Genomic DNA, 26515 nt, shown 5'->3' with positions numbered 1-26515 from the left:
AACAATACTGACCTAAATCAGCGGAAAAAGTCCTCTCTGCGGGACGACCGAGAGAGGCGGGCGGCGGGGTGAAGCGGATGGGTGACATGGGAGATTATGCCGGACATGGAGCGCCGGGCACGAATGCCCGGCGAGGTCTCTCTGGAAGGTCCGGTCCTCTGCCGTCCTCCGCAAGCATCAGCGTTGCTGACGCGTCTCAAGCATTGCCGGATGTCACACTGCACGCGATCAGGGCGCCGATGGCGCAGAGAATCGCAAAGTCGAACCAGGCGAAATACTCCATCACAGTCGTCATCACACTATCCTCCTCGATGTGGAACGAGACAGGATCAGTGTGCGCCCAACAGCGCGATCATGCAACCTTCAATGTAAATTTTTGCGAAGCACAATCTATTTTGCACTGCAAAAACAACGAGGATGCTGATTGTTGTCATGAACGAAAACGCCGGGCATGACAGCCCGGCATTCTCTTGTTCCAACCGTGAAAGGCGGATCAGTTCTTGGCCTTGTCGACCAGCTGGTTCTTGGCGATCCAGGGCATCATGCCGCGCAGCTTGGCGCCGACTTCCTCGATCTGGTGGTTGTCGTTCATGCGGCGGATACCCTTGAAGCGCGCGGCGCCCGAACGGTATTCCTGCATCCAGTCCGAGGTGAACTTGCCGGTCTGGATGTCGTGCAGAACGCGCTTCATCTCGGCCTTCGTTTCAGACGTGATGATGCGCGGACCCGTGACGTATTCGCCCCACTCGGCCGTGTTGGAGATCGAGTAGTTCATGTTGGCGATGCCGCCTTCATAGATCAGGTCGACGATCAGCTTCACTTCGTGCAGGCACTCGAAATAGGCCATTTCCGGCGCATAGCCGCCTTCGACCAGCGTTTCGAAACCGGCGCGGATCAGCTCGACCAGACCGCCGCAGAGAACGACCTGTTCGCCGAAGAGGTCGGTTTCGCACTCTTCCTTGAAGTTGGTCTCGATGATGCCCGAACGACCGCCGCCAACGCCGCAGGCGTAGGAGAGCGCGAGATCGAGCGCGTTGCCCGAAGCATCCTTCTCGACGGCAACGAGGCAGGGCACGCCGCCGCCCTTCTGGTATTCGCCGCGAACCGTGTGGCCCGGGCCCTTCGGTGCGATCATGACGACGTCGAGCGTCTCCTTCGGCTCGATGAGGCCGAAGTGGACGTTGAGGCCGTGTGCGAAGGCGATGGCAGCGCCGTCACGGATGTTGCCGGCGATGTCGGCCTTGTAGATGTCGGCCTGGAGCTCGTCCGGGGTCGCCATCATCAGGAGATCGCCCCACTTGGCGGCTTCGGCAACGGTCATGACCTTGAAGCCATCGGCTTCGGCCTTCTTGATGGTCGGCGAACCGGCCTTCAGGGCGATGACGACGTTGGTGGCGCCGCTGTCCTTGAGGTTCAGCGCATGGGCGCGACCCTGGCTGCCGTAGCCGACAATAACGACGTTCTTGGACTTGATGAGATTGAGATCGGCATCACGATCGTAATAGACGCGCATGGAATGTATCCTTCCCTTGTTGAACTCTAGGCCGCCTTCAGGGCTTGGCCGTTTGCTTCTTCGTGCCGCAAAGATCGAGAAAGGCGTCGACCGCCCGCTCCGCCCTGCGGCTGAAATCCTGTTTCGTCAGCTTCATGTCTTCGCCGAGCAGCATGCGAAGATGCAGATCGGTGACGACGAGCCCGTAAAGCATGCCATAGGCTTCTTCGCCATTGTCGAACCGCAACAGCCCTGCCCTGCGTCCGGCATCGAGCAGCCCTCCGGCACGCTTGCCGATCTGGCGGCGGCCGCGCTCCTGCAGCATCTGCCCGAGATGGGAGCCATCACGGCTCGCCTGCCCGATCGCAAGACGGTTGAGCGCCAGCGAAACGTCGCCGCTGAGGACGTCGAGCAGATCGCGCGCGAACACCACGAGATGCGCGCGCAGGCTGTCCACGGTCAGCGTTTCCGCGCGCTCTTCCAGCGTGCGCACCTTGCTCGCCTGATAGCCGATCATCGCCGACAGAATGCCGTCGCGATCGCCGAACCACTTGTAGAGGCTCTCCTTGGAGCAGTTCGCCGCCCTCGCAACGCCTGCCGTCGTCAAGGCCCGCTCGCCGCCATCGACCAGCAGCCGAAGCGCGCTGTCGAGAACAGCGTTCTGGCGCGGCGAAAATTCCGGCTGGGTGGACAGGGACGACACGGGTGAAAAACCTTCAAAATGAGTACCGTACGGTACGGTTCTTCTTATGCCGGATGCTACGCTGTCGGTCAAGCGGCTGGGGCAAATTTATCGAATGCGCGAAAACGCAAGAATGGACCTCCCGCTTCGCCGCGGGCTGGTCTACAGATCGACCGGAGATATTCGGGAGGAACACTATGCTAAAGCGTTGCGCCATCGCCTTCACGCTCGTCGCCGCGCTTTTGTCAGCGCATCCAGGCTTTGCGCAATCGACGTCGGAGGCCCGGGAGAGGATCGAGGCGCTCCATGGCAATTCCGAAGGGTTCGATGACAGTTTCAAGCTCCTCACGGAGGCTATGCGCTTTGGCGATCCCGTTACCGTGGCCAATCTCGGCGCGTACCCGCTGACCGTCAACGCCAATGGCGAGAGCTACGACATCCAGTCGGAAGACGACATGGTGGAGAATTACGAAAAGCTGGTGACGCAGGAAACGCAGAACAGCGTGGCGGAACAGACCTATGGCGACCTCATCGTCAACAGCGACGGCGTCGGCTTTGCGAATGGCGCGCTGTGGATGTCGGCAATTTGCGACACGGACGACTGCAGCGTCTCGCATTGGGCCATCACCAGCATCAACAACTGAGGATTTAAACGGCGTAATCGACCGGAAACGCGCCGCCGCTTTTCAGCACCTCCATCGAAATCGAGGCGGAGACATCGAAGAGTTCCGTCTTGCGCACGATCTGCTTGTAGATGACGTCGTAATGCTCGACGCGCGGCAGCACGATCTTCAGGATGTAATCGTAATTGCCGGTCAGCCGGTGCACCTCGACGATCTCCGGGATGTCGCGGATAATCCGACGAAACCCGTCGATCCACTCGTCGGAATGCTGCGTCGTCTTGATCAGGGCGAACACGGTCGTGGGCACGCCGATCCGGTCGCGATCGAGCACCGCGATTCGGCGTGCGATGTAGCCCGCCTCTTCCAGCCGCTGGATGCGGCGCGAGCAGGCCGAGAGCGACAGGCTGATCTTTTCGGCCAGCACCGTCACCGACTGGTCCGCATCCTCCTGCAACAGTCCCAGCAGCTTTCGGTCGCGATCGTCGAGCATTCTGGCGCCTCCACGGAATGTTACGCCGAAATATTGCACGAATGCGGATAAAAGCGCAATTCTATTGCGTCTCCCGAACGAGAAGAGCTTGAAAATGCAAGCACATGCCACGCGATCCGCCGCATCATGACCGTCATCGCGAGCTAAGCAGGGGAAACGACATCATGCGCAAGATCGGTCTCATCGGTGGAATGAGCTTCGAGAGTTCGGCGGTCTATTACCGCATGGTCAACGAAGCGGTGCGTTCCCACCTTGGTGGCCTGCACTCGGCCGAAGTCCTGCTGCATTCCGTCGATTTCCAGTCGATCGTGGATCTCCAACTGGCCGGCCGCTGGCCCGATGCCGCCAAGCGCCTCGCCGACGTTGCGCGTGGTCTGGAGGCCGCCGGTGCGGACTGCGTTCTGATCTGCACGAACACGATGCATCTCGTGGCAGAGGACGTGCAGGCCGCCATCGGTGTGCCGCTCATCAACATCATCGACGAGACTGCAAAGGCCATGACCGCGGCGGGCATTCGCCGCCCGCTGCTGCTGGCCACCCGCTACACCATGGAGCACGGCTTCTATGCGGACCGCATGGCGGGCCTCGGGATCGACGTCATGGTGCCCTCGGCTGATGATCGTACGCTCGTCCACGACGTCATCTTCAAGGAACTTTGCGCCGGCCATGTCCATGATGCCTCGCGTGAGGCGCTGCATGCGGTGATCGCCAAGGCGAAGGCCGAAGGTGCCGATGCGGTGATCCTCGGCTGCACCGAGATCTGCCTGATTCTCGACCCCGATGCCCTCGCCCTTCCCGGCTTCGATTCGACCGCCATCCATGCAAAGGCCGCCGTTGCCTTCGCACTGGACGGAGCGACGGAAACAACCAGCAAAAAGGCGGCCTGAAGCCGACCATGCTACATCGTGGCATCAAATTCGGTGCGGGCCTCGCGAATGGCACCGTGGTGCTGCGCCGACCAGTCCACAAGCGGCAGGAGCACGGTGAGGAACGAGCGTCCGAGATCCGTCAGGGCGTAATCCACGCTCGGCGGATTGGTCGGATAGACCGTGCGCGAAATATAGCCATCGCGCTGGAGATCGCGCAGCGTCTGCGTCAGCATGCGTTGCGAGATATCCGGAATGGTACGCTTAAGCGCCGAAAACCGCATCGACCCCTCGCTCAGCGCATGGATCATCAACGTCGTCCACTTGCCACCGATATTTCCGAGCACGTCGCGCATGGGGCAATTCCCGGGCGTAAAGACCATGCCGCCGATGATCATGGCGCTTTCACCTCGGGTCTTGCGGACATTCGTGTTCACCGGTCGGTTTCCTTTCTGTGCCTATAGGCGAAAAAACTGCCACCTTTACAGAGACGCCTCAGTGAGGAATGAAGAGAAAGTCTCTTTTTGAGACCATATCTATCATTGGCTCAGCCTGCAATGCGGCAGCCGTCATTCTTGAGAAGGAAGTCCATGTCCACGATCCTCGTCACCGGCGCCTCCGGCCAGTTCGGCCGTCTCGTTCTCGACGCCCTCCTCGCTTCGGGCAAGGTCGCACCCGCCGACATCGTCGCCGCCAGCCGCGATACGGGCAAGCTGGCTGCCTATGCCGAAAAGGGCGTGACGCTGCGCACGGCAGACTTCGATGACGCCGCCACGCTCGACGCTGCTTTCCAGGGCATCGACAAGGCGCTGATCATCTCGACCGATGCGCTCGCCGTTCCCGGCCAGCGCCTGACCCAGCACCGCAATGCCGTTACCGCCGCCAAGCGCGCAGGCGTCGGTCGTTTGTTCTACACGTCCCTGCCAAATGCCGAGACATCGGCCGTCACCTTCGCGCCGGATCACCTCGGCACCGAAGAAGCCATCAAGGCGTCGGGGCTCGCCTATACGATCCTTCGCAACAGCTGGTACATGGAGAACCTGTTCCTGTCGCTGCCGAGCGCCCTCCAGTCGGGCACCTGGTACACCTCGGCAAGTGATGGTCGTACGTCCTACGTCGCCCGTGCCGATCTCGCCGCCGCCACCGTCACAGCGCTTCTGGCCGACGAAACCGGCAATGTCACGCTGACCCTCACCGGCCCCGTCGGCTACACCAATGCCGAAGTGGCCGCGCTCGTCAGCGAGGTCACGGGCAAGCCGCTCGCCGTCGTCAACCTGACCGACGAACAACTTGCCGAAGGTTTGGCTGGCGCCGGTCTCCCCGGCTTCCTCATCCCGACGCTCGTGTCCTTCGACGCGAACACCCGCCTCGGCCATATCGAGATCGTCACCGACTCGGTGGAAACACTGACCGGCAGGCCATCGACGTCGCTTAAGGCTTTCCTTGAGGCAAACAAGGCCGCGCTCGCCGGCTGATCGACCCAGGAAGGCCTGCGGTCAGGCGACAAGCTCGCCGCAGGCCCGACGGAACCGGCGAACCGTTTCCGTCATCCCGTATTCCAGCGCATCGGCCGTCAGGCCATGGCCGATCGAGACCTCATCGAGATGGGGAACGTGCTCGACGAGCAGCGGCAGGTTTTCCACCGTCAGGTCATGGCCGGCATTGACCCCGAGGCCCAGTTCGCGAGCGATCTCGGCCGTGCGCCCCAGTTCCTTCGCGATCGCCGCCGCCTGGTCCGGCGCGCCGAAGCAGGCGCCGTAAGGACCGGTATAAAGCTCGATCCGGTCGGCCCCGGTCGCTCGTGCGATCTCGAGCGCTTCCCGGTCGCCATCACCGTCCGCAAACAAGGAGACGCGAAGCCCGAGATCCTTGAGGCGCGTGATCACATCCGTCAGCAGCGCCTGGTTTGCCCGGAAATCCCATCCGTGATCCGACGTTGCCTGTGCCGGGTCATCGGGAACCAGCGTCACTTGCTGAGGGCGATGCCGCTCGACCAGCCCCAGAAACTCGGCATTCGGATAGCCCTCCATGTTGAATTCCGCCTGCGGAAACATCTCGTCGATCAGCGTGCGCAGGGGACCGAGATCCGAAAAGCGAATGTGACGCTGGTCGGGACGCGGATGCACGGTCAGCCCATGCGCACCGGCCTCAAGCGCACGTTTGCCGATGCCGACAACCGAAGGCCACGGAAGATCGCGCCGGTTTCGCAGCATGGCGATCGCGTTGAGATTGACCGAAAGCTTGGCGGGCATGTGACACCTATGGAAACCGGGGAAATCGGAACGGCGGACGACGCGGCTGTGCGACGACGCCACCTCTACCATCCTGCGAGACGCCGTTCCAGAGCTGGTAACGGCCGAGCCTCGGTCGATCACCATGGGATCACGGAGCGCTCGCGGCTGAATGCAGCACCGAAATGCGGATCGAAGCCCCGTATGGTGCGCCACCGATTTATTTCTCCATTATTAGTAAGTAAATAACATCATTTTTAAACGCCACGCATTTCAGACCTTGCTAGGAGGAAAGCGAGGACAAACAATAGGCGCGCAGAACGTGGTTTGAGGGCGTCGAGTCGTGCCCGAAGACAGCTTTTCGTCCATAAATGAGCGTTTTTGGCGAAAATCGGCGATGCCGGCATGTGAGGGTTGCATCGTGCAAAACGGGAAAAAATCTTGCTTGTATGATAACATGCGTCTTACTGGTCAGACCGCATGAATACGTGCTTGATGGGAATCGAGGACGTCGAGAATCGCAATGACGCACGTGCCTCCCTGGGACGGGGATGGCCGGCAGGCCGTTTTCAAAGGAAGGAGGCACAGTGTCTTGAAGCCGTTGGACAGACCAACTGATACCGAAATTCGCAGGGCTCTTGCCGATGTGCTGTCCGGCACCGCTTTCGCGCGCTCCGAGCGTCTGCGCGCGTTCCTTTCCTACGTCGTCACGAAGGACCTGGCCGGGCAGGCCATGCAGTTGAAGGGCTACACCATTGCCGTGGACGTTTTCCGCCGGCCGGACGCCTTCAACGCCGATAGCGATCCCCTCGTCCGCGTTCACGCCGGCAAGCTGCGCAAGCTTCTGGCAGCCTATTACGAAGCCGAAGGGAAGGACGCCGTCTGGCAGATCGATATTCCCAAAGGCGGATACGCACCCATCTACCTGCGCCGCCCGCCCATGGCGAATGTGCCGGAAGCAATGGACCCCGAGACGAGCGTGGAGATGGTGAGCGCTGCCGCGATCGTCGAGATGGCACCTCGAGAGGCGGAGCCCGTCGAGATCGTCAACGAGGCGACGCCCGCTGACGTGTTGGATGAAAGCGCGGTGAGCGAGGCACCGCCGGCAACCGCCAGCGCTCGCGCGAGATCGCGTTTGTCGATCACCCGGCGGGCGAGACCGAGCTGGCTTCCAGCTCCGCTGGCATCGCCCGTCGCCATGATCTCTCTTCTCCCTCTCCTTCTTTTCGTGCCTCTGAGTTCGACGGCGCTTGGCGTCAGCCCGCAGGTTCAGGCCCGCTTTTCGATCTCCACGATGGCGAACGATATCGACCTGCCGCGCGTTACGGTTCGCTCCGATGGCGAGCAAACGAGCCTTGCGGCACAGCTTGCCGGGCAGATCCGCGGCGCGATGGACTACTACACGGTCATCATCCCGGTCTCGAAGCCGCGCATACCCGCGTCACCTCCACCATCGAAGAGCCCCCTCGCCTTCACGATCTCCATCAGTCCCGCGGAGACCGACAGTCAGACCCGCGTCACCGTGTCGAGCGATGCGACCGGCGATATCGTCTCGCAAATATGGATCGACAACGAAAACCTCTCCAACGATTTCGACCTGCTTTTCGAAAGCCTCGGGATCGCTGCGAGGACGCTGGCGACCAATGGCGACCTCTTCCACTATGCCGTGGACAAGGGAATATCGAGCCCGCTGATGCAGTGCATGCTGATCACGGACACCTATCGCCGCGAGAAAAGCCGGGATGCTCTGAAGCAGGCGCGCCTCTGCCAGGAAAAGCTGCTGGGCAAGCGCAAGAACGAGCGCGAATTCGTCATCAGCGCCAGCGAGCTCAAGCGGAACGTTCACCCCTGACGGGTGAGCGCTTCGATCCGGATGCACGAGATGTGGTTCGGATCAGCGTACGATCGTCAGCGTTTCCGCAGCGCGCGTGATCGCCGTGTAAAGCCAGCGCTCGCGCGTGTCGCGAAAAGCCCAGCTTTCATCGAACAGCACGACGTCGTTCCACTGCGACCCTTGAGCCTTGTGCACCGTCAATGCATAACCGTAGTCGAACTCGTCGTAACGCTTGCGGGTCGACCAGGGGATTTCCCACTCGACATCCTCGAAGGCGGTCTTGAGCAGCTTGATCTTGGCCGCACCCCGATCGATGTCGTCGTCTTCCGGCCGGATCATCAGGTTGATCCCCGGCTTCACCGTCTCCTTGGACGAGGTCATCACCTGCCAGAGAGACCCGTTGAGCAGCCCTTTCGCAGGGTCGTTGCGCAAGCAGACAAGCTTGTCGCCGGACTGAGGGTATTCCGTCGTGAACCCCTTCAGCTCCCGCAGCCGCGTATTGTAGCGGCGCCGGGTCTTGTTGGTGCCCACCAGCACCTGGTCGGCCTTGAGCACGAGATCCTGCGTCACCTCGGACTTCGGAATGATCTTCGCCGTGCCGTAGTCGCCGAACATGATCTCCTTGCCTTCGCGCACCTGCATGGCAAGCTTGATGATCGGATTGTCGCGCGCCTGCCGGTGGATGTCGGTCAGAAGGTAATCGGGCTCATCATTGGTAAAATATCCCCCGCCGGTGACCGGCGGCAACTGCCCGGGATCGCCGAGAACGAGAATCGGCGTGCCGAAGCTCATCAGGTCCTTGCCGAGCGCCTCATCGACCATGGAGCATTCGTCCACGACGATCAGCGCCGCTTTCGCGACCGGGCTCTGGCGGTTGATCGAGAACATGGGCGAGACCGACGTCTTGCCGGTTTCCTCGTCGGAAACCTCCTCCTCGCCGCGCGGCCGATAAATCAGCGAATGGATGGTCTTGGCGTTGGAGGCGCCCTTGGAGCGCAGCACCTGCGCCGCCTTGCCGGTGAAGGCCGCAAACAGCACCTCGCCATCGACATGTTCGGCAAAATGGCGCGCAAGCGTCGTCTTGCCTGTTCCGGCATAGCCGAACAGCCTGAACAACGGCTTGCGCCCGGCCTTCAGCCACTGGCTGACAGCCTTCAGCGCCTCATCCTGCTGGGGTGCAAATTCCATGAGACGACGTGGCAGGATTCGGCGCCGGAGCGCAAGCCCGACCGTGCGCTTTCCCCTTGTGGGATGGGCCACACGGCGCAGTGCCGAGAGCAAAGACAGATAAGCATCCGGGGTCTGCCTCTGCGAGCCCGAACCTTGACTTCCAACCGCCCATGGTCCTTAACCCGCTGACGACAGGCACCTGCGCGTGACGCGCCGGATGTCTCCTATCCCGGCCCGAGCATTACCGGTGAACCTTGGCTCACCAGAGAATATCCGGCCATTGCTTTTCCGCATGTCCTGCGCCGAAACCTCCGCGGTTCGGCTGGAGATGCCTGAGATCGGCTTGCCTGATGACACCACACCTCTCTCCCGTGAAGACCGGCCTCGGCCGGCGGTCGCACGTCGTACAATGGTCGCTATTGCTGGTTCTCTCCCTCGCGATTGCCGGCGGCCTTGAAGCGCTCGGCATCCCGGCAGCGCTCCTGATGGGCCCCATGGTCGCCGGCGGCATCGTCGGGCTGAACGGCGGCACCATTCGCCTCAACCGCGTGCTTGTGCTCGCCTGCCAGACGCTCATCGGCACCATGATTGCCGGCTCCATCACCGGCGACATCGTCGGCACCTTCCTTGGAAACTGGCCCCTCTTTCTCGGCATCGTCGTCTGCGTCATCACCATGAGCACGCTGAGCGGCTACATGATCACCCGGCTCAATGTGCTGCCCGGCACGACGGCCATCTGGGGCTGTTCGGCGGGCGCCGCGACCACGATGATGGTGATGGCCGAGGCCTATGGCGCCGATGTGCGGCTGGTCGCCTTCATGCAATATCTGCGCGTGGTCTTCGTTGCCGCAGCAGCCGCCCTCGTCGCCCGCTACTGGGCAGGGCTTGAAGGTGCCCCCACAGCGATCGTCTGGTTCGAGCCGATCGCCGCCCTTTCGCTGGCACAGACGCTTGCCGTTGCGGTCTTCGGCGGCATGCTCGGCTGGTACCTGCGCATCCCCGCCGGCGTTCTCCTGATGCCCTTCCTCATCGGCGGACTGCTCAGCGTCACCGGCAGCGTTCACATCCACCTGCCCGAATGGCTGCTCGCCATCAGCTATGCCGCTCTCGGCTGGAATATCGGCCTCGGCTTCACGCGGCCCGTCATCGCCCATGCCCGCCGCGTCCTCCTGCCGACCGTCGCCTCCATCCTCGTGCTGATGGGAATCTCGGGCATCCTCGCGTTCATCCTGACGCAAACCGCAGGCATCGATCCGCTGACCGCCTATCTTGCGACCAGCCCAGGCGGCATGGACTCGATCGCCATCATCGCGGCATCCAGCAATGTGGACATTTCTTTCGTCATGGCCTTGCAGACGGCGCGGCTGCTCCTCGTCATGGCGATGGGCCCGCCGCTCGCCCGCTTCGTCGCAAAGCGCGCCGGTGCCCGCCTGCCTCCGGCATGACGCCTCTTCCGTCCGACCGGTAGGCGCCTATATCCCCCTGAAGACACAGAGAGGATGCGCCCGATGACCACGACTTTGCCCCGCACCACCTTCCCGAACGGCACTTCGGTTCCCGTTCTCGGTCAAGGCACCTGGCATATGGGCGAGAGTCCTGCCTCGCGCACGGACGAAGTGTCGAGCCTCAGACTGGGTCTCGATCTCGGTCTGACGCTGATCGACACCGCGGAAATGTACGCGGATGGCGGTGCGGAACGGGTGGTGGGCGAAGCCATTGCGGGCCGTCGCGACGACGCCTTCATCGTCAGCAAGGTTCTCCCGTCGAACGCCGCGCGCTCGAAGACGCTGCGCGCCTGCGAGGACAGCCTGAAGCGGCTCGGAACAGACCATATCGATCTCTATCTCCTGCACTGGCGCGGCGGCGTTCCCCTATCCGAAACGGTGGAGGCGTTCGAGCGCCTGCAGCAGGACGGCAAGATCCGCGCCTGGGGCGTCTCAAACTTCGATGTCGACGACATGGAGGAGGTCGAGGAACTGGCACCGGGCAGGATGTCGACCAATCAGGTTCTCTATAACCTGTCGCGCCGAGGCATCGCCTTCGACCTCGTACCCTGGTGCGCAGAGAGGCGGGTGCCGATCATGGCCTATTCGCCGCTCGACGAAGGCCGCCTGCTTGGCAACGCCACCCTGAAGCGCGTCGCCGCCGCGCATGGCGCGACGGTCGCCCAGATCGCACTCGCCTTCGTGCTGGCAACGCCGGATGTCATCGCCATCCCCAAGACCGGTCGGCCCGACCGCATCCGGGAGAATCTTGCCGCACTGGACATCCGTCTGACGGACGAGGACAAGGCCAAGCTCGATGCCGCCTTCCCGCCGCCCTCGCGAAAACGCCCTCTCGAAATGATCTGAAACGACAACGGCCGCGCCTCCTTACGAAGACGCGGCCCTTGTGCTTGATTCGCTACATGAGGCGCCGGATTCTGTATCCGCAAGACCCGCCTCAAGCATCTGAAAGACAAGGCATTATCACATGCCCTGCGCACCGCGATTCATCGCGGCGATGCCGGTGCGGCAGACTTCTAAAAGGCCAAGCGGCTTCATGACGGCAACGAACTGATCGATCTTCGACGACTTGCCGGTGATCTCCAGAATGAAATGCTCCACCGTCGCATCGACCACCTTGGCCTGGAACGCATCGGCGAGCCGCAACGTTTCCGCCCGGTTTTCGCCCGTTCCCTTGACCTTGACCAGGGCCACCTCACGCTCGATCGGCCGGTCGTGGCCGAGCGAACCGGCCCGCACCGTCAGGTCTACGACGCGGTGAACCGGCACCAGTCGCTCGAGCTGCGACTTGATCTGCTCCAGAACATGCGGCGTCCCCCGCGTCACGATCGTGATGCGCGAAAGATGCGCTTCGTGCTCGGTCTCCGACACGGTCAGGCTCTCGATGTTATAGCCGCGCCCGGAAAACAGCCCGATCACCCGCGCCAGAACGCCCGGCTCGTTGGCCACCAGAACGGACAGCGTATGCTTCTCCGCAATTTCGGTTTCCTTGGCAATGAAGTAGGCCGAGCCGGTCGGCTGTAGATGGGCGTTCATGGTCTGGGTCCGTTTCCTCTAGAGTATGTCTGCCAGTTCAACGCTGGCACTTGGCAAGTACCGTCTCGCCCGCCGCACGAGATCGCGGTCGAAGGTGACGAACGTCGTGGCCTCATCGCTGAGGCAGAGATGCATGGCATCCGCAAAGTCCATTCCGGCCTCGAAGGCCGCAATAGCCCTTTCGGTGTCGTCTCGATCGACGATCACGAAGTCATGCGATGCCATTATCGTTTGAAAGAGCTCCAAGACGCGACTGCGAGAATATTTTGCAACACTGCGGAGAACCCACTCTGTTTCGAGAAGGACAGTGGGAATGATCACGATGCGATGAGACTGCAGGAGCCGCGCAGCAAGCTGCCATTGATCACTGCCATCCTTAAGAAGGATCCGGAAGAGAATATTCGTATCAATCGTTATGGTCGTCATGCCATTGCCGATTTACGTTTTCAAACCGACGTTTCGCTTCTGCCAGAAGAGCCTCATCTATCAACGCTTCCGTCAAATCGATTGGAGGGCCTTCGTAGAGTGGTATCCGCTCAAGAAACTCCACCATACTCAGAGTCTTCTTTTCCGGCGCTCTCGTATGTTCCACGGGGACGGCAATCATCCGCCCGTCGCTGGTCGTCAGATCCATTTCTGCGCCGGGAGCAAGACCAAGCCTCTCTCGCAACTCGAGAGGCACATGCAAATCGCCGGTTTCCGAAAGTCTCACTCTTGCCATGGCCCTCACCTCTCTCGAACGGGACGCCGCCACACTACAGCGTCCCGTCCGTGCAATCAAACCAGCTGCCGGCCCTTGGCGTCGATCGCGGTGGCGACTGCTTCGTCCGTGGCTTCGTCCGGCAGCAGCATCTCGTTGTGCGCCTTGCCCGACGGGATCATCGGGAAGCAGTTGGCAAGGTTCGCCACGCGGCAGTCGAAGATGACGGGCGCCGGGCTGTCGATCATGCGCAGGATCGCATCGTCCAGTTCACCCGGCTTGTCGCAGCGAATGCCGACGCCGCCATAGGCTTCCGCCAGCTTGACGAAGTCGGGCATCGCTTCCGTGTAGGAGTTGGAGAGACGGTTGCCGTGCAGCAACTGCTGCCACTGCCGCACCATGCCCATGTACTGGTTGTTCAGGATGAAGATCTTGACCGGCAGCGCGTACTGGACGGCGCAGGACATTTCCTGAATGCACATCTGGATCGAGGCATCGCCCGCGATATCGATGACCAGGCTGTCGGGATGTGCAACCTGAACGCCGATGGCGGCCGGGAAGCCATAGCCCATCGTGCCAAGGCCGCCCGAGGTCATCCAGCGGTTCGGCGCTTCGAAGCCGTAGAACTGCGCAGCCCACATCTGGTGCTGGCCGACCTCCGTGGTGATGTAAGTGTCACGATCCTTCGTCAGCGCGTGCAGGCGCTGGATGGCGTATTGCGGCATGATGACGTCGTCGCTCGGCTTGTAAGACAGCGACTTGCGGCCCCGCCAGCGCGCGATGTCGCCCCACCAGTCGTTAAGCCGCGTCTTGTCGAGATCGGCCGATCCGGCATGCCACAGACGAACCATCTCCTCGAGAACCCGTCCGACATCGCCGGCGATCGGAACGTCGACGCGGACGATCTTGTTGATCGAGGACGGATCGATGTCGATATGGATCTTCTTGGAGTTCGGCGAGAACGCGTTCAGCCGGCCTGTGATCCGGTCGTCGAAGCGCGCGCCGATGCAGATCATGACATCAGCATCATGCATGGCCATGTTGGCCTCGTAAGTGCCGTGCATGCCCAGCATGCCGAGCCAGTTGGTGCCGGATGACGGGTAGCAGCCGAGGCCCATCAGGGTCGAGGTGATGGGGAAGTTCGTCAGCGAAACCAGTTCGCGCAGCAAACGTGTCGCCGCGTCGCCCGAGTTGATGACGCCACCACCGGAATAGATGATCGGACGGCGCGCTGTCTTCATCAGCGCGACGGCTTCCTCGATCCGGCGGATATCGCCATCGACCTTCGGCTGGTAGCTCGTCTGGATCGGAACGGCGGAGGGCGGCGTATAGGTGCCCGTCGCAAACTGGATGTCCTTGGGGATATCGACCAGAACCGGGCCGGGACGACCGGACCGCGCGATGCGGAACGCCTCGTGAATGGTGGCTGCCAGCTCGTTGACGTCCTTGACCAGCCAGTTGTGCTTGGTGCAGGGCCGCGTGATACCGACCGTGTCGCACTCCTGGAAGGCGTCGGAGCCGATGAGCGAGCTTGGAACCTGGCCGGACAGGCAGACGAGCGGGATCGAATCCATCAGCGCGTCCTGCAGCGGCGTCACGGCATTGGTTGCGCCAGGGCCGGAGGTGACGAGCATGACACCAACCTTGCCGGTGGAGCGCGCATAGCCCTCGGCCATGTGGCCGGCGCCCTGCTCGTGACGGACGAGGATATGCTTGATGTCTTCCTGCTGGTGGATCTCGTCATAGATCGGAAGGACGGCACCACCGGGATAGCCGAAGATGACTTCGACGCCATTGTCCTTGAGTGCGCGCAGAACGATCTCCGCGCCCGTCATCGTGTTATCCGTGCTCGTTGCATCCATTTCGCTATTCCCGCCCGACATGTCTCGATCCTGTGCTCTGCTTGTTCGAAGGCATAAAAAAAGGCCCCGTCAGGAGCCTTGGTTTGCGCATGGGTGGCTATCGCCGGATGGTTACACCATCCTGCCCATGCGCGATCCCACCACAAGAATGATTGCTTGAATGTTCATGGGGCGCACTGATACCGGCATTCGGCCGTGTCGTCAACGCTTTTTACACCTTTGCCGGGCGGGCGCCCTGCTGTGGCAACAGCGCAAGACCCTATCGCGATCGGCAGCGAAACCGCTCCTTCCGAACGCCAGCGAAATCAAAAATAGCCGAAGAGAAACATCTTCTTAAAGTCCCTCGCTTACATTCCGTCCCTTAAGCGGGGTTACGACGTAGTGAGCAACGAACTTCAGGCCGACGGCCGCACAGCGGAGGCGGACAGGCGCGACACGGTCGCCCGGGGCAATCGTTTCCTCGGTCGCGTCATCGCCTGCAATGGCTCCCGCGCGACCATTGCAGCCCTTGCGGAAAACGGCGAGACGTCCCTGACGGAACTCTGGTCCGTCGGGCGGCTGGTCTCCATCACCGTCGGCGTCAATCGCGTCGTCGCCCTCGTCTCCTCCATGCGCACGAGCGACGACAACTGGGCGGAGCAGCAAGACAATATCTTCCGGATCGACGTGGAACTCGTGGGCGAGGTTCGCGTCGATATCGACGGGCGAGAAGCCTTTTCCGCCGGCATCAGCCAGTATCCCTATCTCGGCGCCATCGCGCACCGCATCCGCACCGCCGACCTCGCGCGCATCTACGACACCGGCCGCGGCGGCAGCTTTTCCATCGGCAAGCTGACGCAGGACGAAAGCCTGGATGCGGCGATCCACATTCCGTCCATGCTGTCGAAGCATTTCGCCGTTGTCGGCACCACGGGCGTCGGCAAATCCACAGCCGTGACGCTGCTCCTGCGCAAGGCGATCGAGGCCGATCCCAAGCTGCGCATCCTGATCCTCGATCCTCACAACGAGTTCGCAGCCGCCTTCCCCGACCATGCCGTCGTCATCGATACCGATACGCTGGATCTGCCCTTCTGGCTGATGCGGCTTGAGGAATTCGCGGAAGTCGTCTTCCGGGGACGCCCCGCCATTGCCGAGGAACTCGACATCCTCCGCGATCTCATTCCCGACGCCAAGAAGGGCTTCAAGGGCGACGGCGGCCTGATGCGACGCCAGACGGAGAAAAGCTCCCTGACGGCGGATACGCCGGTCCCCTATCGCATCGCCGACCTGATGGCGCTGATCGACGAGCGCATCGGCCGTCTGGAAGGTCGCACGGAAAAGCCGGCGCTTCGCTCGCTGAAGGTCCGCATCATGGCGGCGGTCAACGACCCGCGCTATACCTTCATGTTCTCGTCCAACACGATCAACGACACGATCCTCGAGACGATCGCCAAGATCTTCCGCATCCCCGGCGACGGTCGCCCCATCACCACGTTCCAGCTGGCGGGCATCCCCTCGGAGGTCGTCAATTCGGTCGCGTCGGTGCTCTGCCGCATGGCGTTCGAAATCGGCCTCTGGAGCAATGGCGGCGTCCACATGCTCGTCGTCTGTGAGGAGGCGCACCGCTACGTCCCGTCCGACCAGTCGCTCGGCTTCCTGCCGACGCGCCAGGCTATCGCCCGTATCGCGAAGGAAGGCCGCAAGTACGGCGTCTCGCTCGGCATGATCACACAGCGCCCGGGCGAACTCGACCCGACGATCCTCTCGCAGTGCTCGACGGTCTTTGCCATGCGCCTGTCGAACGATCGCGACCAGGACATCATCCGCTCGGCCATTCCGGATTCCTCCGTCTCGACCATGAGCTTCCTCTCTTCGATCGGAAACGGCGAGGCGATCGCCTTCGGCGAGGCCGTTTCCGTGCCGATGCGCATGCGATTCGAACGCATACCGGAGAGCCGCCTGCCGAAGGCGGCCGGCGGGCTGATGAAGGCCGACGACGACACGCCTGCCAATGTGGACCTGCGCACGATCGTCGCGCGAATGCGCGCAAGCTCCGGCGGCGAGACGACGCCATACTCCACGAGCCCTTTGGGAGCCGGCAGCCTCTCCTTCAGCGACAGCATCGAGCCGCCGCCGCTCTCGCCTCGCACGCCCGAGCGGCAAGAAAGCCAGAACCGAGCGGAAACACCAGCCAGCTCGGAAAGACTTGAAAGCTATCGCCCCGACATGCTGCCGCGCGTCGAGCCGCAGTACCCGGATCCCATATCCAATCCGCAGGCCGACCGCTTCAACGCCTATCGCCGGCAAATCCTCGGCGGCGAAACCGATCGTCGCCCACCCGAAGCGCCGGCGCCTCAGGCGCTGGACGACCCGTCAGCGTCCACGCGGGCACCATCCCTTCGCGAAAGCCTGCTCAAGAAGCCGCTCGGCAGCTTGATCCGCAAGTAGGCCGACGCCTTATGAAACGGCTTGCTCAAGGCACCACGCGCTCCCAGCTCTCGTCCAGCTGGTTGCGAAACCACGTCATCTGCCGCTTGGCATATTGCCGCGTCGCAGCCGACGCTGTCTCGATGACGCTGTGCCGGTCCATCTCTCCGCGCAGCATCGCCGCGATCTGCGGCACGCCGATCGCCTTCATAGCCGTCAGATCGGGTGACAGGTCTTTCGCCAGCAGACACGCGACCTCCTCGATCGCGCCCTGATCCAGCATCGTCTCGAACCGTCGGTTGATCCGCCGGCGAAGCTCGTCCCGCTCCGGCATCACGACCATCTTCAACGCCCGGTCCGGATCGACCACCATCGCGCCGCGCGTGGCTTGAAACCCGCGGATCGACCGGCCGCTCGCCTCGAAGATTTCGAGGGCCCGGACGATGCGTTGCCCGTCCCCGGGCTTCAGCACGGCCGCCGTATCCGGGTCGATCTCAGCGAGTCGCGCATGCAATCCATCAGGCCCCTCTGCCTGAAGGCGTGCCCGCAGGCGCGACCGGATCTCGTCCGGCACATCCGGCATCTCCGAAAGTCCGCCCGTCAGCGCCTTGAAATAGAGCCCGGTGCCACCAACGATGACCGGCACGCGCCCCTCCGCGCGAAGCTCACCCAGAAGCACGGTCGCTTCCCGCAGCCATTCGCCGGTGGAATAGCTTTGGCCGGCCGGCACATGCCCGTAGAGCCTGTGCGGCACGCCGTCCATGTCCGCCTCCGAAGGCCGCGCCGTCAGCACGCGGAGCGTATCGTAGACCTGCATGCTGTCGGCATTGACGACGACGCCGCCATGCGCCTGCGCCAGCCGAACGGCCAGCGCGGACTTGCCGCTGGCGGTCGGTCCCGTTATCAGGATCGTGTCCTGTCCTCTTTCAAGGTTTTTCATCATGGCTCTCGTTGCCACGCTTGTCGCCAATCCGTCAAATCCGGTGCTGAGCGCGGCTCTCGGTGAAAAGGCCGCAGCGGCCGTTCAGGCGTCCGGTCTCTACTGGCTTGCCGACGGGGTCGCCTGCGATATCGCCCTGCGCGACGGCACCGACCCGGCCGAGGCCGAGCGGCAATTGCGCGATGCCGTTGCCGGACAGCCGATCGACGTCATCGTGCAGGATGCGGAAACGCGGCGCAAGCGCCTGCTGATTGCCGACATGGATTCGACCATGATCGGGCAGGAATGCATCGACGAACTCGCAGCCGAAGTCGGCCTGAAGGAGCAGGTCGCGACCATCACCGCGCGGGCCATGAACGGCGAGATCGCCTTCGAACCGGCCCTGATCGAACGCGTCGGCCTGCTCAAGGGCCTGCCGATCAGCGTCGTGGACAACGTGATCGCCAAGCACATCACGCTGACGTCCGGCGGGATCGAGCTAGTCGCAACCATGAAAGCGAAGGGTGCCTATACCGCCCTCGTCTCCGGCGGCTTTACCGTCTTCACGGGCCCCATCGGCGCGCGAATCGGCTTTGACGAGAACCGCGCCAATCGGCTGGTGGTCGAGAACGGCATTCTCGACGGGACCGTGGAGGAGCCGATCCTCGGCCGTCAGGCCAAGGTCGATGCGCTGATCGAGATCACGGAACGTCTCGGCATCACGCCGGAAGATGCGATGGCGGTGGGCGACGGCGCCAACGATCTCGGCATGATCAAACTCGCCGGCTCGGGCGTCGCCCTGCACGCGAAACCGACGGTCTCCGCCGAAGCGAAGATCCGCATCGACCATGGCGACCTTACCGCGCTCCTCTACATCCAGGGCTACCGCAAAACCGATTTCGTCATCCCCACCGATCGCGCATGATCATCACGCAAACAGAACGCCTTCGCATCCGCAACTGGCAGGAGTCGGATCGGGATCTCTTCTTCGAGATCAACAGCGATCCGGAGGTCATGACGTTCTTCCCGTTCCGCCGGGATCGTGCGGATGCCGACGCCCTGTTCGACCGAAACCGTCAGGCCATCGCGGACACGGGCTATGGCCTCTTTGCGCTTGCTTTGAAGGAGACCAATGAGCCTATCGGCTTCTGTGGCCTGGCCATTCCGGATCTCGCTCCGATTCTGCCGATCGGCACCGTCGAGATCGGCTGGCGCCTGGCGCGGCGCCACTGGTCGAAAGGCTATGTGACGGAAGCGGCAAGCGCCCTGCTCGCCTTCGGGTTCGAGACGCGCGGCCTCGAAGAGATCGTTTCCTTCGCGGTCGCCGATAACCACCGATCCATCGCCGTGATGGAGCGCATCGGCCTCGTCCGCGCTATCGATGGAGACTTCGACCATCCGCGTGTGCCGGACACGCATCCGCATCTGAAACGCCACGTGCTCTATCGCCGGAAGCGCCCGGAGTGATCGTGGGCCTCCCATCGGAGGCCCATCGTTTCCGACGCGATCTGCCTGCTACTCGATGCGCACCGTGACGAAGCGCAGTTCACCGGTCTTGTTGGAGATCATCAGCAAGGCATTGCGGCGTCCGTCGGCCTTCAGTTCCTCGATCCGAGCGGTCACGTCCTCGGGTGTTTTCATGGCTTCCTGACCGATCTCCACGATGACATCGCCCGCCGTAATCCGCCGCTCGGCCGCGGCCGAGCTTTGGGCAACCTCGGTGATGACGACGCCCTCGACATCGTCTCCGATACCGAAGCTGCGGCGGTTCGGCGCCTCCAGCAGGGCCAGCTTCATGCCGAGCACCTCATCGGACTTCGGCAAATCGGCGGCCGGTGGCTCCGCCTGATCGGTGCCTTCTTGGCTGCCCGCACCGCCCTCGCCCTCGCCCTCGCCCTTGGTCGCCGGAGCGTCGTCCGAGGAGCCCGGCGCCTCATCCGTAGAGGCTTCGGCGCTCGCAACATCGGCATCTTCCAGCCGGCCGAGCGTGACCTGCACGGTCATCTCCTTGCCATCGCGGATGACGATGACGTCCACAGCCTTGCCGACCGGGCTTTCCGCCACCACCCGTGGCAGATCGCGCATCTCCGCAACATCACGACCGTCGAACTTGGTGATGACGTCGCCGGACTTGATCTCGCCCTTGGAAATCGGGCCGCCCTCGATGATGCCGGCGACCAGTGCGCCGCGCGGCGTGTCCATGCCGAGGCTTTCGGCGATATCGTCGGTGACCGGCTGGATACGGACACCGAGCCAGCCGCGCCGGGTCTTGCCGAAATCCTTCAGCTGGGTAATGACGTTGGACGCAAGCTCCGTCGGCACGGAAAAGCCGATGCCGATCGAGCCGCCGGAGGGCGAGATGATCGCCGTGTTGATGCCGATCACCTCGCCCTTCATGTTGAAGAGAGGACCGCCCGAATTGCCGCGGTTGATGGCGGCATCCGTCTGGATGAAGTTGTCGTAGGGACCGGCATTGATGTTGCGCCCACGCGCCGAAATGATGCCGACGGTGACCGTACCGCCCAGCCCGAACGGATTGCCGATCGCCATCACCCAGTCGCCGATCCGCATCGTGCGGCTGTCACCCAGCGGCACCGCCGTCAGCGGCTTTTTCGGCTCGACCTTCAGCACCGCAAGGTCGGTCTTGGTATCCGTTCCGATCAGCTTCGCCTTCAACTTCGAACCGTTGGCGAAGTTGACCTCGATATCATCTGCACCTTCGATGACGTGGTTGTTGGTCACGATGTAGCCGGTGGGGTCGATGACGAAGCCGGAGCCGAGCGACTCGACCTTGCGGCCGGGCGCACCCTGCCCGTTCTGGCCCTTGAAGAATTCGTCGAAGAAATCCTGGAAGGGCGAGCCTTGCGGCACCTTCGGCATCGGCGCGTCGTCGTCCGTCTTCACGTTCTGCGAGGTGGAAATGTTGACGACGGCATCCAGAAGCCCGGCAGCAAGATCGGCCACCGAATCGGGGCCCTGCGCGGCGCGTCCCGGCGGGGCGATGGAGGGCGACGGCTGCGGCGGGACCGGAAGCGGCCCGGTGGCCGCTGGCGGCGCGATCGGCTTGGCGACCTGGGCCACCGCCTCGAAAGGGCCTGCGAAAACGAGAGCCGTCGACAGGGCAAGCGCCGCCGTCCGGGTGAAGCTGGAGCGGTGTGATCCCATGAAGTCCTCGTTTCGGAAAGATATGCCGTCGGTTCGCCGGTACCTTACCGGCAGCACGGCGGAAGGAAAAGCCTCGGGCGCGCCAGACGCACGGTACGCAAGCAGATAGAGGCGAGGCATACAGTCCGAAGTCCTGCACGCCCATGGAAGCGAAGATAAGGCGCAAGCCCGACCCGTCCAGTCATCTTTTCGTTATGGCCCGGATGCGACGAGGCACCGCAGACCATCCGGTGCCGCAGGCCCTTGCGCCGGCACCGCCCGGGCGTCATAAGCGGCGAAACTCACACGCAGGCGCGGGGGCGCGCCAGAGGAGATACAACCATGGGCATCGTCGTCAGGGACAGCAACGGAACCGAACTCGCCGATGGCGACTCGGTGACGTTGATCAAGGACCTCAAGGTCAAGGGCACATCCGTCACGCTGAAGCGCGGCACGCTGGTCAAGAACATCCGCCTGACGGACGATCCGGCGGAAGTCGAATGCAATGCGGAAAAGGTCAAGGGCCTCGTGCTGCGCACGGAATTCCTTAAGAAGGCCTGACCGGACCAAGGTTGACCGCGCTCGGGGTGATCCCGCTCAGACCATGACCTCATGGCCGTGGGCCCTGAGCGCGGCGACCGCCTTGTCAAGGTCGGAGCCGAGAATGAAGATGTAGTCGGTGCTGAAGGTCGAGTTCGCAAACAGGCCCACACCGGCCGTCGAAAGCGGATCCAGCACGGACGACAGAATGCCCGGAATATCGAAGGCGAAGTGCTCCTCGATCCGGAGGCACCGCCAGCCATTCGACGAGATCACACCGGTCGGCACGCGCGCGGCGCGACAGACGAGCGTCATTTCCTCCCGCGATGAGGAGACCGACCAGAAGCCGGCGCCCGGCAGCCATTCCGGCAGAGGCGAGCCGACATTCAGCCGGGTGATCGAATATTCGGCTTCAACCAGCCGGATCAGCAGTTTGCGAGACATTCATACCCCTCGATACGCCAGCGCCAGAGAAAAGGCCTTGGACATCGGGCCTGACGGGCAACAAGCGTTGTGGACGTAACGTCTGCTGCGCTTGAAGCAGCAGGTCAAACCATTCGGTGAGGGCCGGACATGGGAGATGCGCCGCCCTGCAAGCTTGCCCTGCCATCCCTAGCGCATGCCGTCAAGAAAGAAGGGGCCGGCATCGCTGCCGGCCCCTTCTTTTATCATATGGTTCGTTTTGGCTCAGTTCGCGGCAGGCGTCGCCGGGGCGGCCGGTGCAACAGGGGTGGCCGGAGCCGCGGACGGCAAGGGCGCACCCTGCGAGCTGTTGAAGAAGCGGAAGAACTCCGAGTCCGGCGAAATCACCAGCGTCGTCTCCGGGCTTGCGATCGCTGCGCTGTAAGCGGTCATCGAGCGGTAGAACTCGAAGAAGCTCGGATCGCGCGCAAAGGCTTCCGCAAACACGCGCGTCCGTTCGGCTTCGCCTTCACCGCGCAGGATTTCCGCATCACGCTGCGCGTCGGCCACGAGTTCGACGACCTGACGATCGGCGATGGCGCGGCGGCGCTGGCTCTGCTCGTTACCCCGGGCGCGGATCAACTCCGCCTCGGCGAGACGTTCCGCCTTCATGCGGTCGAAGGTCTGCTGCGAGACTTCCTGCGTCAGGTCGGTACGGCGGATACGAACGTCCTGAATGTTAAGGCCGAGCGATTCGGCATCGGTCTTCAGATCGGCACGAACTTCCCGCATCATCGACGCGCGCTCTTCGGAAAGAGCCGACTCGAAGCCGCGAAGACCGTAGACGCGACGCAGCGACGAATCGAGACGCGTGCGAAGCCGGGCTTCGGCGGAGGACCGGTCACCGGACACCGTTTCACGGAAGCGGCGCGGATCCTGGATGCGGTAGACCACGAAGGCATCGACCTCGTAGAATTTACCACCGGAAACCTGCACGCGGATATTGTCGAGGTCGAAGCGCAGGGCCTGGTCCTCGACATACTGGACGCGATCGGCATCCATAAAGGCGAAGGGCAGCTTGAAATAGAGGCCCGGCTCGGTCTTCACGTCCTGGATCTGACCGAAGCGGACGACGACCGCCTGCTGGCGTTCGGTAACGACGAAGACCGAGGAATAGACGGCCATCAGGATGACCGCGAACGCGATCAGGAAATAGGGAAGACGGCTATTCATCAGTTGCTTCCTCCGACCTGCGGGGCCGGTCGGCCGATTTCGGTGAGCGGCAGGTAAGGCAGCACGCCCTGGCCGTTCCTCTCGTCGAGAATGACCTTCTTGGACTTGCCGAGAACCTCCTGCATGGTTTCCAGATAGAGACGCTTACGCGTCACGTCGGGAGCCTGCGCATAGGCATCGTAGACGGAGACGAAGCGCTGCGCCTCACCCTCGGCTTCCTTGACGACGCGGTCCTTGTAGGCCGCCGCTTCTTCGCGGTTCTGGGCCGCCTGACCGCGGGCCCGACCGAGCACCTGGTTGGCGTACTGGTTGGATTCCTCGACGAAGCGATCCTCGTCCTGCTCGGCGCGCTGCACCTCGTCGAACGCATCGGCAACCTCGCGCGGCGGAGCCGCATCCTCGATCGCAACGGTGTTGACGGAGATGCCGGCGCCATAGGTGTCCATGGTCGCCTGGATCGTCGCCTTAACGTCCTGCGCGATCGCCTGACGGTTGTCGCGGAAGATGTCCTGTGCCGGACGACGGCCGACGACCTCGCGCATGGCGCTTTCGGAAACCTGCTGCAGGGTGTTGGCGGGATCCTCGACGTTGAAGAGATAGGCCTTCGGGTCGGTGACCGAGAACAGCACCGAGAACTGGACGTTCACGATGTTCTGGTCGCCCGACAGCATCAGGCCGGCAGACGACGGATCGGCCGAGACCGACTTGCTGCCGATGTTCTGCTGCTGCTCGGTGACCTTGACGAGCTCGACGGTTTCCAGCGGCCAGAAATGATAATGCAGGCCCGGCATCGAGATCTCTTCCTTCGGCTTGCCGAAGCGCATCTCGACGCCACGCTCGTCCGGCTGGACGGTGTAGACGGAATTGATGAGGATGAAGCCGACGATCAGCAGGCCGATGATTGCAGCCACGCCGCCGTTGAAGCCGCCGGGAACGACGTTCTTCAGCTGGTCCTGACCCCGGCGCAAGATCTCCTCGAGATCCGGCGGACCGCCATTGCCACGGCCACCGCCGCCGCCACGCGGGCGGTTGGGACCTTGGCCCCAGGGGCCCTTGTTTCCACCACCGCCATTGCCGCCGTTACCGCCGCCGCCGCCCCAAGGACCACCGCCGCCGCCGTTCTGATTGCTCCAGGGCATTCATACCTCTTTCGTTACACTCCCACCTCCGGCAATCGGCGGAACCGACTGGGAAGTAAACCCGTTATAGGGATGGCCCCGAGGCCTTTCAACGCGGCGCGTCATAACTTTGGCGTTAACAAGGCAATTTCGTTCCGTTTATTGCTAAAGTTCGAGCGAACCGATGCCGGTCCGCCGCTGCCACGTCGTGAACACGACGCCATGGCTGTCCTTCTCGCCACGCGGCGGTGAAACCTCGGAAACCTTCTCGAATATCGAAGTATCGATCGTTGGAAAAACCGTATCGCCGTCGAGATCGGCCTCGACCACGGTCATATGAATAATGTCGGCAAAGGACATCGCATCGCGATAAACCTGACCGCCCCCGATGACGCAGACCTCGTCCACGCCAAGATAAGTCGCTTTCTCCCCCGCCAGCTTCAAGCCGTCTTCCAGCGAACCGACTCGCTCGGCACCGTCTGGCGCAAAGGTCTCGTCGCGCGTGATAACGATGTTCGGACGGCCCGGCAGCGGGCGGCCGATCGACTGCCACGTCTTGCGACCCATCACCACCGGCCGCCCGAGCGTCAACGCCTTGAAATGCTTTAGGTCGGTCGGGAGCCGCCAGGGCATGTCCCCGTCCCGACCGATCACGCCATTCCGCGCGGCCGCAACCACGATGACGATCCTTATAGCCGTCATACCGCGATCGGCGCCCGGATCGCCGCTTCGGCCTCATAGCCCACCAGCGCGAAATCCTCGTAGCGGAACGCGAACAGGTCCTTCACGTCAGGGTTCAGCCGCATGACCGGCAGCGCCTTCGGCGTCCGGGTCATCTGCAGCCGCGCCTGCTCGAAATGATTGCTGTAGATATGCGCATCTCCCAGCGTGTGCACGAAATCCCCCGGCTGCAGCCCCGTCACCTGCGCCACCATCATCGTCAGCAGAGCGTAGGACGCGATGTTGAAGGGAATGCCGAGGAAGATATCGCCGGAGCGCTGATAGAGCTGGCAGGAAAGCTTGCCATCGGACACGTAGAACTGGAACAGGCAATGGCATGGCGGCAGCGCCATTTCGTCCACCAAAGCGGGGTTCCAGGCCGACACGATATGCCGGCGGGAATGCGGATTGGTGTTCAATCCTTCCACCAGTTGCGCGATCTGGTCGATATGCCGCCCGTCGGGCGCCGGCCACGAGCGCCACTGATAGCCGTAGACCGGGCCGAGATCGCCCGCCGCGTTGGCCCAATCATCCCAGATGCTGACGCCGTTTTCCTTGAGATAGGCAATGTTCGTATCGCCACGGAGGAACCACAAAAGCTCGTGGATGATCGAGCGCAGATGCAGCTTTTTCGTCGTGAGAACCGGAAAACCCTCCGCAAGGTCGAACCGCATCTGGTAGCCGAACACCGAGCGCGTGCCCGTTCCGGTCCGGTCGCTGCGGTCGGAGCCGGTGTCCATCACATGGCGAAGGAGGTCGAGATATTGTTTCATGATCGGCGTGTCCGCGAACTTCGAGTCCATCTGAGAATAAGACCTGTGGTGCCCGTGCGATAGACCCGGAAGCCCATTCTCCAAAGCGAACTGCCGACACCTTGGCGATTTACGCATCCCGGTTTACATTACCGGACAATCGCTCGTGGTGTCGTCCTGCAGCATTGGTCACAGGCCTGACATTCATGACATTTATCAATTTCGGCATGACGTTTACAAATTTCGGAAAGGCGATGGAACCTTTTTGTGTCCAGCGCATTCCCCGGCAC

27 protein-coding genes are annotated in these 26515 nt (G+C 62.6%); 10 read left to right on the top strand and 17 right to left on the bottom strand.

What is annotated here, in order from left to right:
* Positions 1-493: 493 nt before the first annotated feature.
* Both ilvC and C8J33_RS02525 read right to left on the bottom strand, forming a co-directional pair.
* Positions 494-1513 carry a ketol-acid reductoisomerase gene (gene ilvC / locus C8J33_RS02530; RefSeq protein ID WP_132663024.1) on the bottom strand — a complete coding sequence of 340 codons (1020 nt, stop codon included), beginning with the start codon at positions 1511-1513 and terminating at the stop codon, positions 494-496.
* Positions 1514-1550: 37 nt separating this feature from the next.
* Complete coding sequence (locus C8J33_RS02525) at positions 1551-2195, bottom strand: TetR/AcrR family transcriptional regulator C-terminal domain-containing protein (protein ID WP_110734196.1); 645 nt, start codon at positions 2193-2195, stop codon at positions 1551-1553.
* A 176-nt stretch (positions 2196-2371) separates the two neighbouring features.
* Here C8J33_RS02525 and C8J33_RS02520 point away from each other — a divergent pair, with 176 nt between their 5' ends.
* Positions 2372-2818 (top strand): hypothetical protein, encoded by a 447-nt coding sequence (locus C8J33_RS02520; RefSeq protein WP_132663022.1) that lies wholly within the window; start codon positions 2372-2374, stop codon positions 2816-2818.
* Positions 2819-2822: 4 nt separating this feature from the next.
* Here the strand turns inward: C8J33_RS02520 and C8J33_RS02515 are convergent, their stop codons facing one another.
* Entirely contained in the window at positions 2823-3287 is a 465-nt protein-coding gene (locus C8J33_RS02515; protein ID WP_110734192.1) for an Lrp/AsnC family transcriptional regulator, read from the bottom strand.
* 164 nt (positions 3288-3451) lie between these two features.
* On the opposite strand from C8J33_RS02515, the gene C8J33_RS02510 reads away from it, so the two are divergent.
* Entirely contained in the window at positions 3452-4174 is a 723-nt protein-coding gene (locus C8J33_RS02510) for an aspartate/glutamate racemase family protein (RefSeq protein WP_132663021.1), read from the top strand.
* 11 nt (positions 4175-4185) lie between these two features.
* Here the strand turns inward: C8J33_RS02510 and C8J33_RS02505 are convergent, their stop codons facing one another.
* Positions 4186-4551, bottom strand: coding sequence for a winged helix-turn-helix transcriptional regulator (locus C8J33_RS02505; RefSeq protein WP_132664422.1), 366 nt, complete (start codon positions 4549-4551; stop codon positions 4186-4188).
* Between the two features lie 192 nt (positions 4552-4743).
* On the opposite strand from C8J33_RS02505, the gene C8J33_RS02500 reads away from it, so the two are divergent.
* Complete coding sequence (locus C8J33_RS02500) at positions 4744-5628, top strand: SDR family oxidoreductase (RefSeq protein ID WP_132663019.1); 885 nt, start codon at positions 4744-4746, stop codon at positions 5626-5628.
* A 21-nt stretch (positions 5629-5649) separates the two neighbouring features.
* On the opposite strand, the gene C8J33_RS02495 is transcribed toward C8J33_RS02500, so the two are convergent.
* On the bottom strand, positions 5650-6405 hold the full coding sequence (locus tag C8J33_RS02495) for a pyridoxine 5'-phosphate synthase (protein WP_132663017.1): 756 nt from the start codon (positions 6403-6405) through the stop codon (positions 5650-5652).
* A gap of 571 nt (positions 6406-6976) precedes the next feature.
* Here C8J33_RS02495 and C8J33_RS02490 point away from each other — a divergent pair.
* The gene (locus tag C8J33_RS02490; RefSeq protein ID WP_132663015.1) at positions 6977-8236 is read left to right on the top strand and encodes a hypothetical protein; all 1260 of its coding nucleotides are present in this window, start codon (positions 6977-6979) and stop codon (positions 8234-8236) included.
* A 42-nt stretch (positions 8237-8278) separates the two neighbouring features.
* On the opposite strand, the gene C8J33_RS02485 is transcribed toward C8J33_RS02490, so the two are convergent.
* Positions 8279-9406, bottom strand: a complete 1128-nt coding sequence (locus C8J33_RS02485) for an ATP-dependent DNA helicase (RefSeq protein WP_132663014.1) — start codon at positions 9404-9406, stop codon at positions 8279-8281.
* Positions 9407-9738: 332 nt separating this feature from the next.
* Here C8J33_RS02485 and C8J33_RS02480 point away from each other — a divergent pair, with 332 nt between their 5' ends.
* Both C8J33_RS02480 and C8J33_RS02475 read left to right on the top strand, forming a co-directional pair.
* Positions 9739-10833: an AbrB family transcriptional regulator gene (locus C8J33_RS02480; protein WP_132663012.1), complete on the top strand. Its 1095-nt coding sequence runs from the start codon at positions 9739-9741 to the stop codon at positions 10831-10833.
* A 63-nt stretch (positions 10834-10896) separates the two neighbouring features.
* Positions 10897-11739 (top strand): aldo/keto reductase, encoded by an 843-nt coding sequence (locus C8J33_RS02475; RefSeq protein ID WP_132663011.1) that lies wholly within the window; start codon positions 10897-10899, stop codon positions 11737-11739.
* 117 nt (positions 11740-11856) lie between these two features.
* On the opposite strand, the gene ilvN is transcribed toward C8J33_RS02475, so the two are convergent.
* The 4 genes from ilvN to C8J33_RS02455 are packed head-to-tail and all read right to left on the bottom strand — an operon-like array spanning position 11857 to position 14991.
* A complete protein-coding gene (gene ilvN / locus C8J33_RS02470; RefSeq protein ID WP_092934325.1) occupies positions 11857-12429 on the bottom strand; it encodes an acetolactate synthase small subunit in 573 nt (190 codons plus the stop codon).
* An 18-nt stretch (positions 12430-12447) separates the two neighbouring features.
* Entirely contained in the window at positions 12448-12855 is a 408-nt protein-coding gene (locus C8J33_RS02465) for a type II toxin-antitoxin system VapC family toxin (RefSeq protein WP_132663009.1), read from the bottom strand.
* Positions 12836-13150, bottom strand: coding sequence for an AbrB/MazE/SpoVT family DNA-binding domain-containing protein (locus C8J33_RS02460; protein ID WP_110799167.1), 315 nt, complete (start codon positions 13148-13150; stop codon positions 12836-12838). The genes C8J33_RS02465 and C8J33_RS02460 overlap by 20 nt, the downstream gene beginning before the upstream one ends.
* Before the next feature lie 56 nt (positions 13151-13206).
* Positions 13207-14991: an acetolactate synthase 3 large subunit gene (locus C8J33_RS02455; RefSeq protein ID WP_132664421.1), complete on the bottom strand. Its 1785-nt coding sequence runs from the start codon at positions 14989-14991 to the stop codon at positions 13207-13209.
* Positions 14992-15372: 381 nt separating this feature from the next.
* Here C8J33_RS02455 and C8J33_RS02450 point away from each other — a divergent pair, with 381 nt between their 5' ends.
* On the top strand, positions 15373-17418 hold the full coding sequence (locus C8J33_RS02450) for an ATP-binding protein (RefSeq protein WP_132663007.1): 2046 nt from the start codon (positions 15373-15375) through the stop codon (positions 17416-17418).
* Between the two features lie 25 nt (positions 17419-17443).
* Here C8J33_RS02450 and miaA read toward each other — a convergent pair whose 3' ends face one another.
* The gene (gene miaA, locus C8J33_RS02445; protein ID WP_132663005.1) at positions 17444-18340 is read right to left on the bottom strand and encodes a tRNA (adenosine(37)-N6)-dimethylallyltransferase MiaA; all 897 of its coding nucleotides are present in this window, start codon (positions 18338-18340) and stop codon (positions 17444-17446) included.
* On the opposite strand from miaA, the gene serB reads away from it, so the two are divergent.
* A complete protein-coding gene (gene serB, locus C8J33_RS02440) occupies positions 18339-19241 on the top strand; it encodes a phosphoserine phosphatase SerB (RefSeq protein WP_132663003.1) in 903 nt (300 codons plus the stop codon). The genes miaA and serB overlap by 2 nt on opposite strands.
* Positions 19238-19783 carry a GNAT family N-acetyltransferase gene (locus tag C8J33_RS02435; RefSeq protein ID WP_132663001.1) on the top strand — a complete coding sequence of 182 codons (546 nt, stop codon included), beginning with the start codon at positions 19238-19240 and terminating at the stop codon, positions 19781-19783. Before serB ends, C8J33_RS02435 begins: the two co-directional genes overlap by 4 nt.
* Positions 19784-19831: 48 nt before the next feature.
* Here the strand turns inward: C8J33_RS02435 and C8J33_RS02430 are convergent, their stop codons facing one another.
* Positions 19832-21481, bottom strand: a complete 1650-nt coding sequence (locus tag C8J33_RS02430) for a DegQ family serine endoprotease (protein WP_132662999.1) — start codon at positions 21479-21481, stop codon at positions 19832-19834.
* A gap of 321 nt (positions 21482-21802) precedes the next feature.
* Between C8J33_RS02430 and C8J33_RS02425 the strand changes: the two genes are divergently transcribed.
* Positions 21803-22021 carry an alkylphosphonate utilization protein gene (locus C8J33_RS02425; protein ID WP_092934339.1) on the top strand — a complete coding sequence of 73 codons (219 nt, stop codon included), beginning with the start codon at positions 21803-21805 and terminating at the stop codon, positions 22019-22021.
* A 36-nt stretch (positions 22022-22057) separates the two neighbouring features.
* On the opposite strand, the gene C8J33_RS02420 is transcribed toward C8J33_RS02425, so the two are convergent.
* From C8J33_RS02420 to C8J33_RS02400, 5 genes are all read right to left on the bottom strand, one after another.
* The gene (locus tag C8J33_RS02420; RefSeq protein ID WP_110799174.1) at positions 22058-22444 is read right to left on the bottom strand and encodes an ACT domain-containing protein; all 387 of its coding nucleotides are present in this window, start codon (positions 22442-22444) and stop codon (positions 22058-22060) included.
* Between the two features lie 243 nt (positions 22445-22687).
* Positions 22688-23635, bottom strand: a complete 948-nt coding sequence (gene hflC / locus C8J33_RS02415; protein WP_165910553.1) for a protease modulator HflC — start codon at positions 23633-23635, stop codon at positions 22688-22690.
* Positions 23635-24774, bottom strand: coding sequence for an FtsH protease activity modulator HflK (gene hflK / locus C8J33_RS02410; protein WP_132662997.1), 1140 nt, complete (start codon positions 24772-24774; stop codon positions 23635-23637). The genes hflC and hflK overlap by 1 nt, the downstream gene beginning before the upstream one ends.
* 144 nt (positions 24775-24918) lie before the next feature.
* Positions 24919-25455 carry a dihydrofolate reductase gene (locus C8J33_RS02405; RefSeq protein ID WP_132662996.1) on the bottom strand — a complete coding sequence of 179 codons (537 nt, stop codon included), beginning with the start codon at positions 25453-25455 and terminating at the stop codon, positions 24919-24921.
* Positions 25452-26246, bottom strand: coding sequence for a thymidylate synthase (locus C8J33_RS02400; RefSeq protein WP_132662994.1), 795 nt, complete (start codon positions 26244-26246; stop codon positions 25452-25454). The genes C8J33_RS02405 and C8J33_RS02400 overlap by 4 nt, the downstream gene beginning before the upstream one ends.
* Positions 26247-26515 lie beyond the last annotated feature (269 nt).

Origin of the sequence: Rhizobium sp. PP-CC-3G-465, from assembly GCF_004343445.1 — a bacterium.
GTDB lineage: Bacteria > Pseudomonadota > Alphaproteobacteria > Rhizobiales > Rhizobiaceae > Ferranicluibacter > Ferranicluibacter rubi.
The sequence above is the reverse complement of the archived record's forward strand: the minus strand, read 5'-3'. Positions and strand labels throughout refer to the sequence as shown.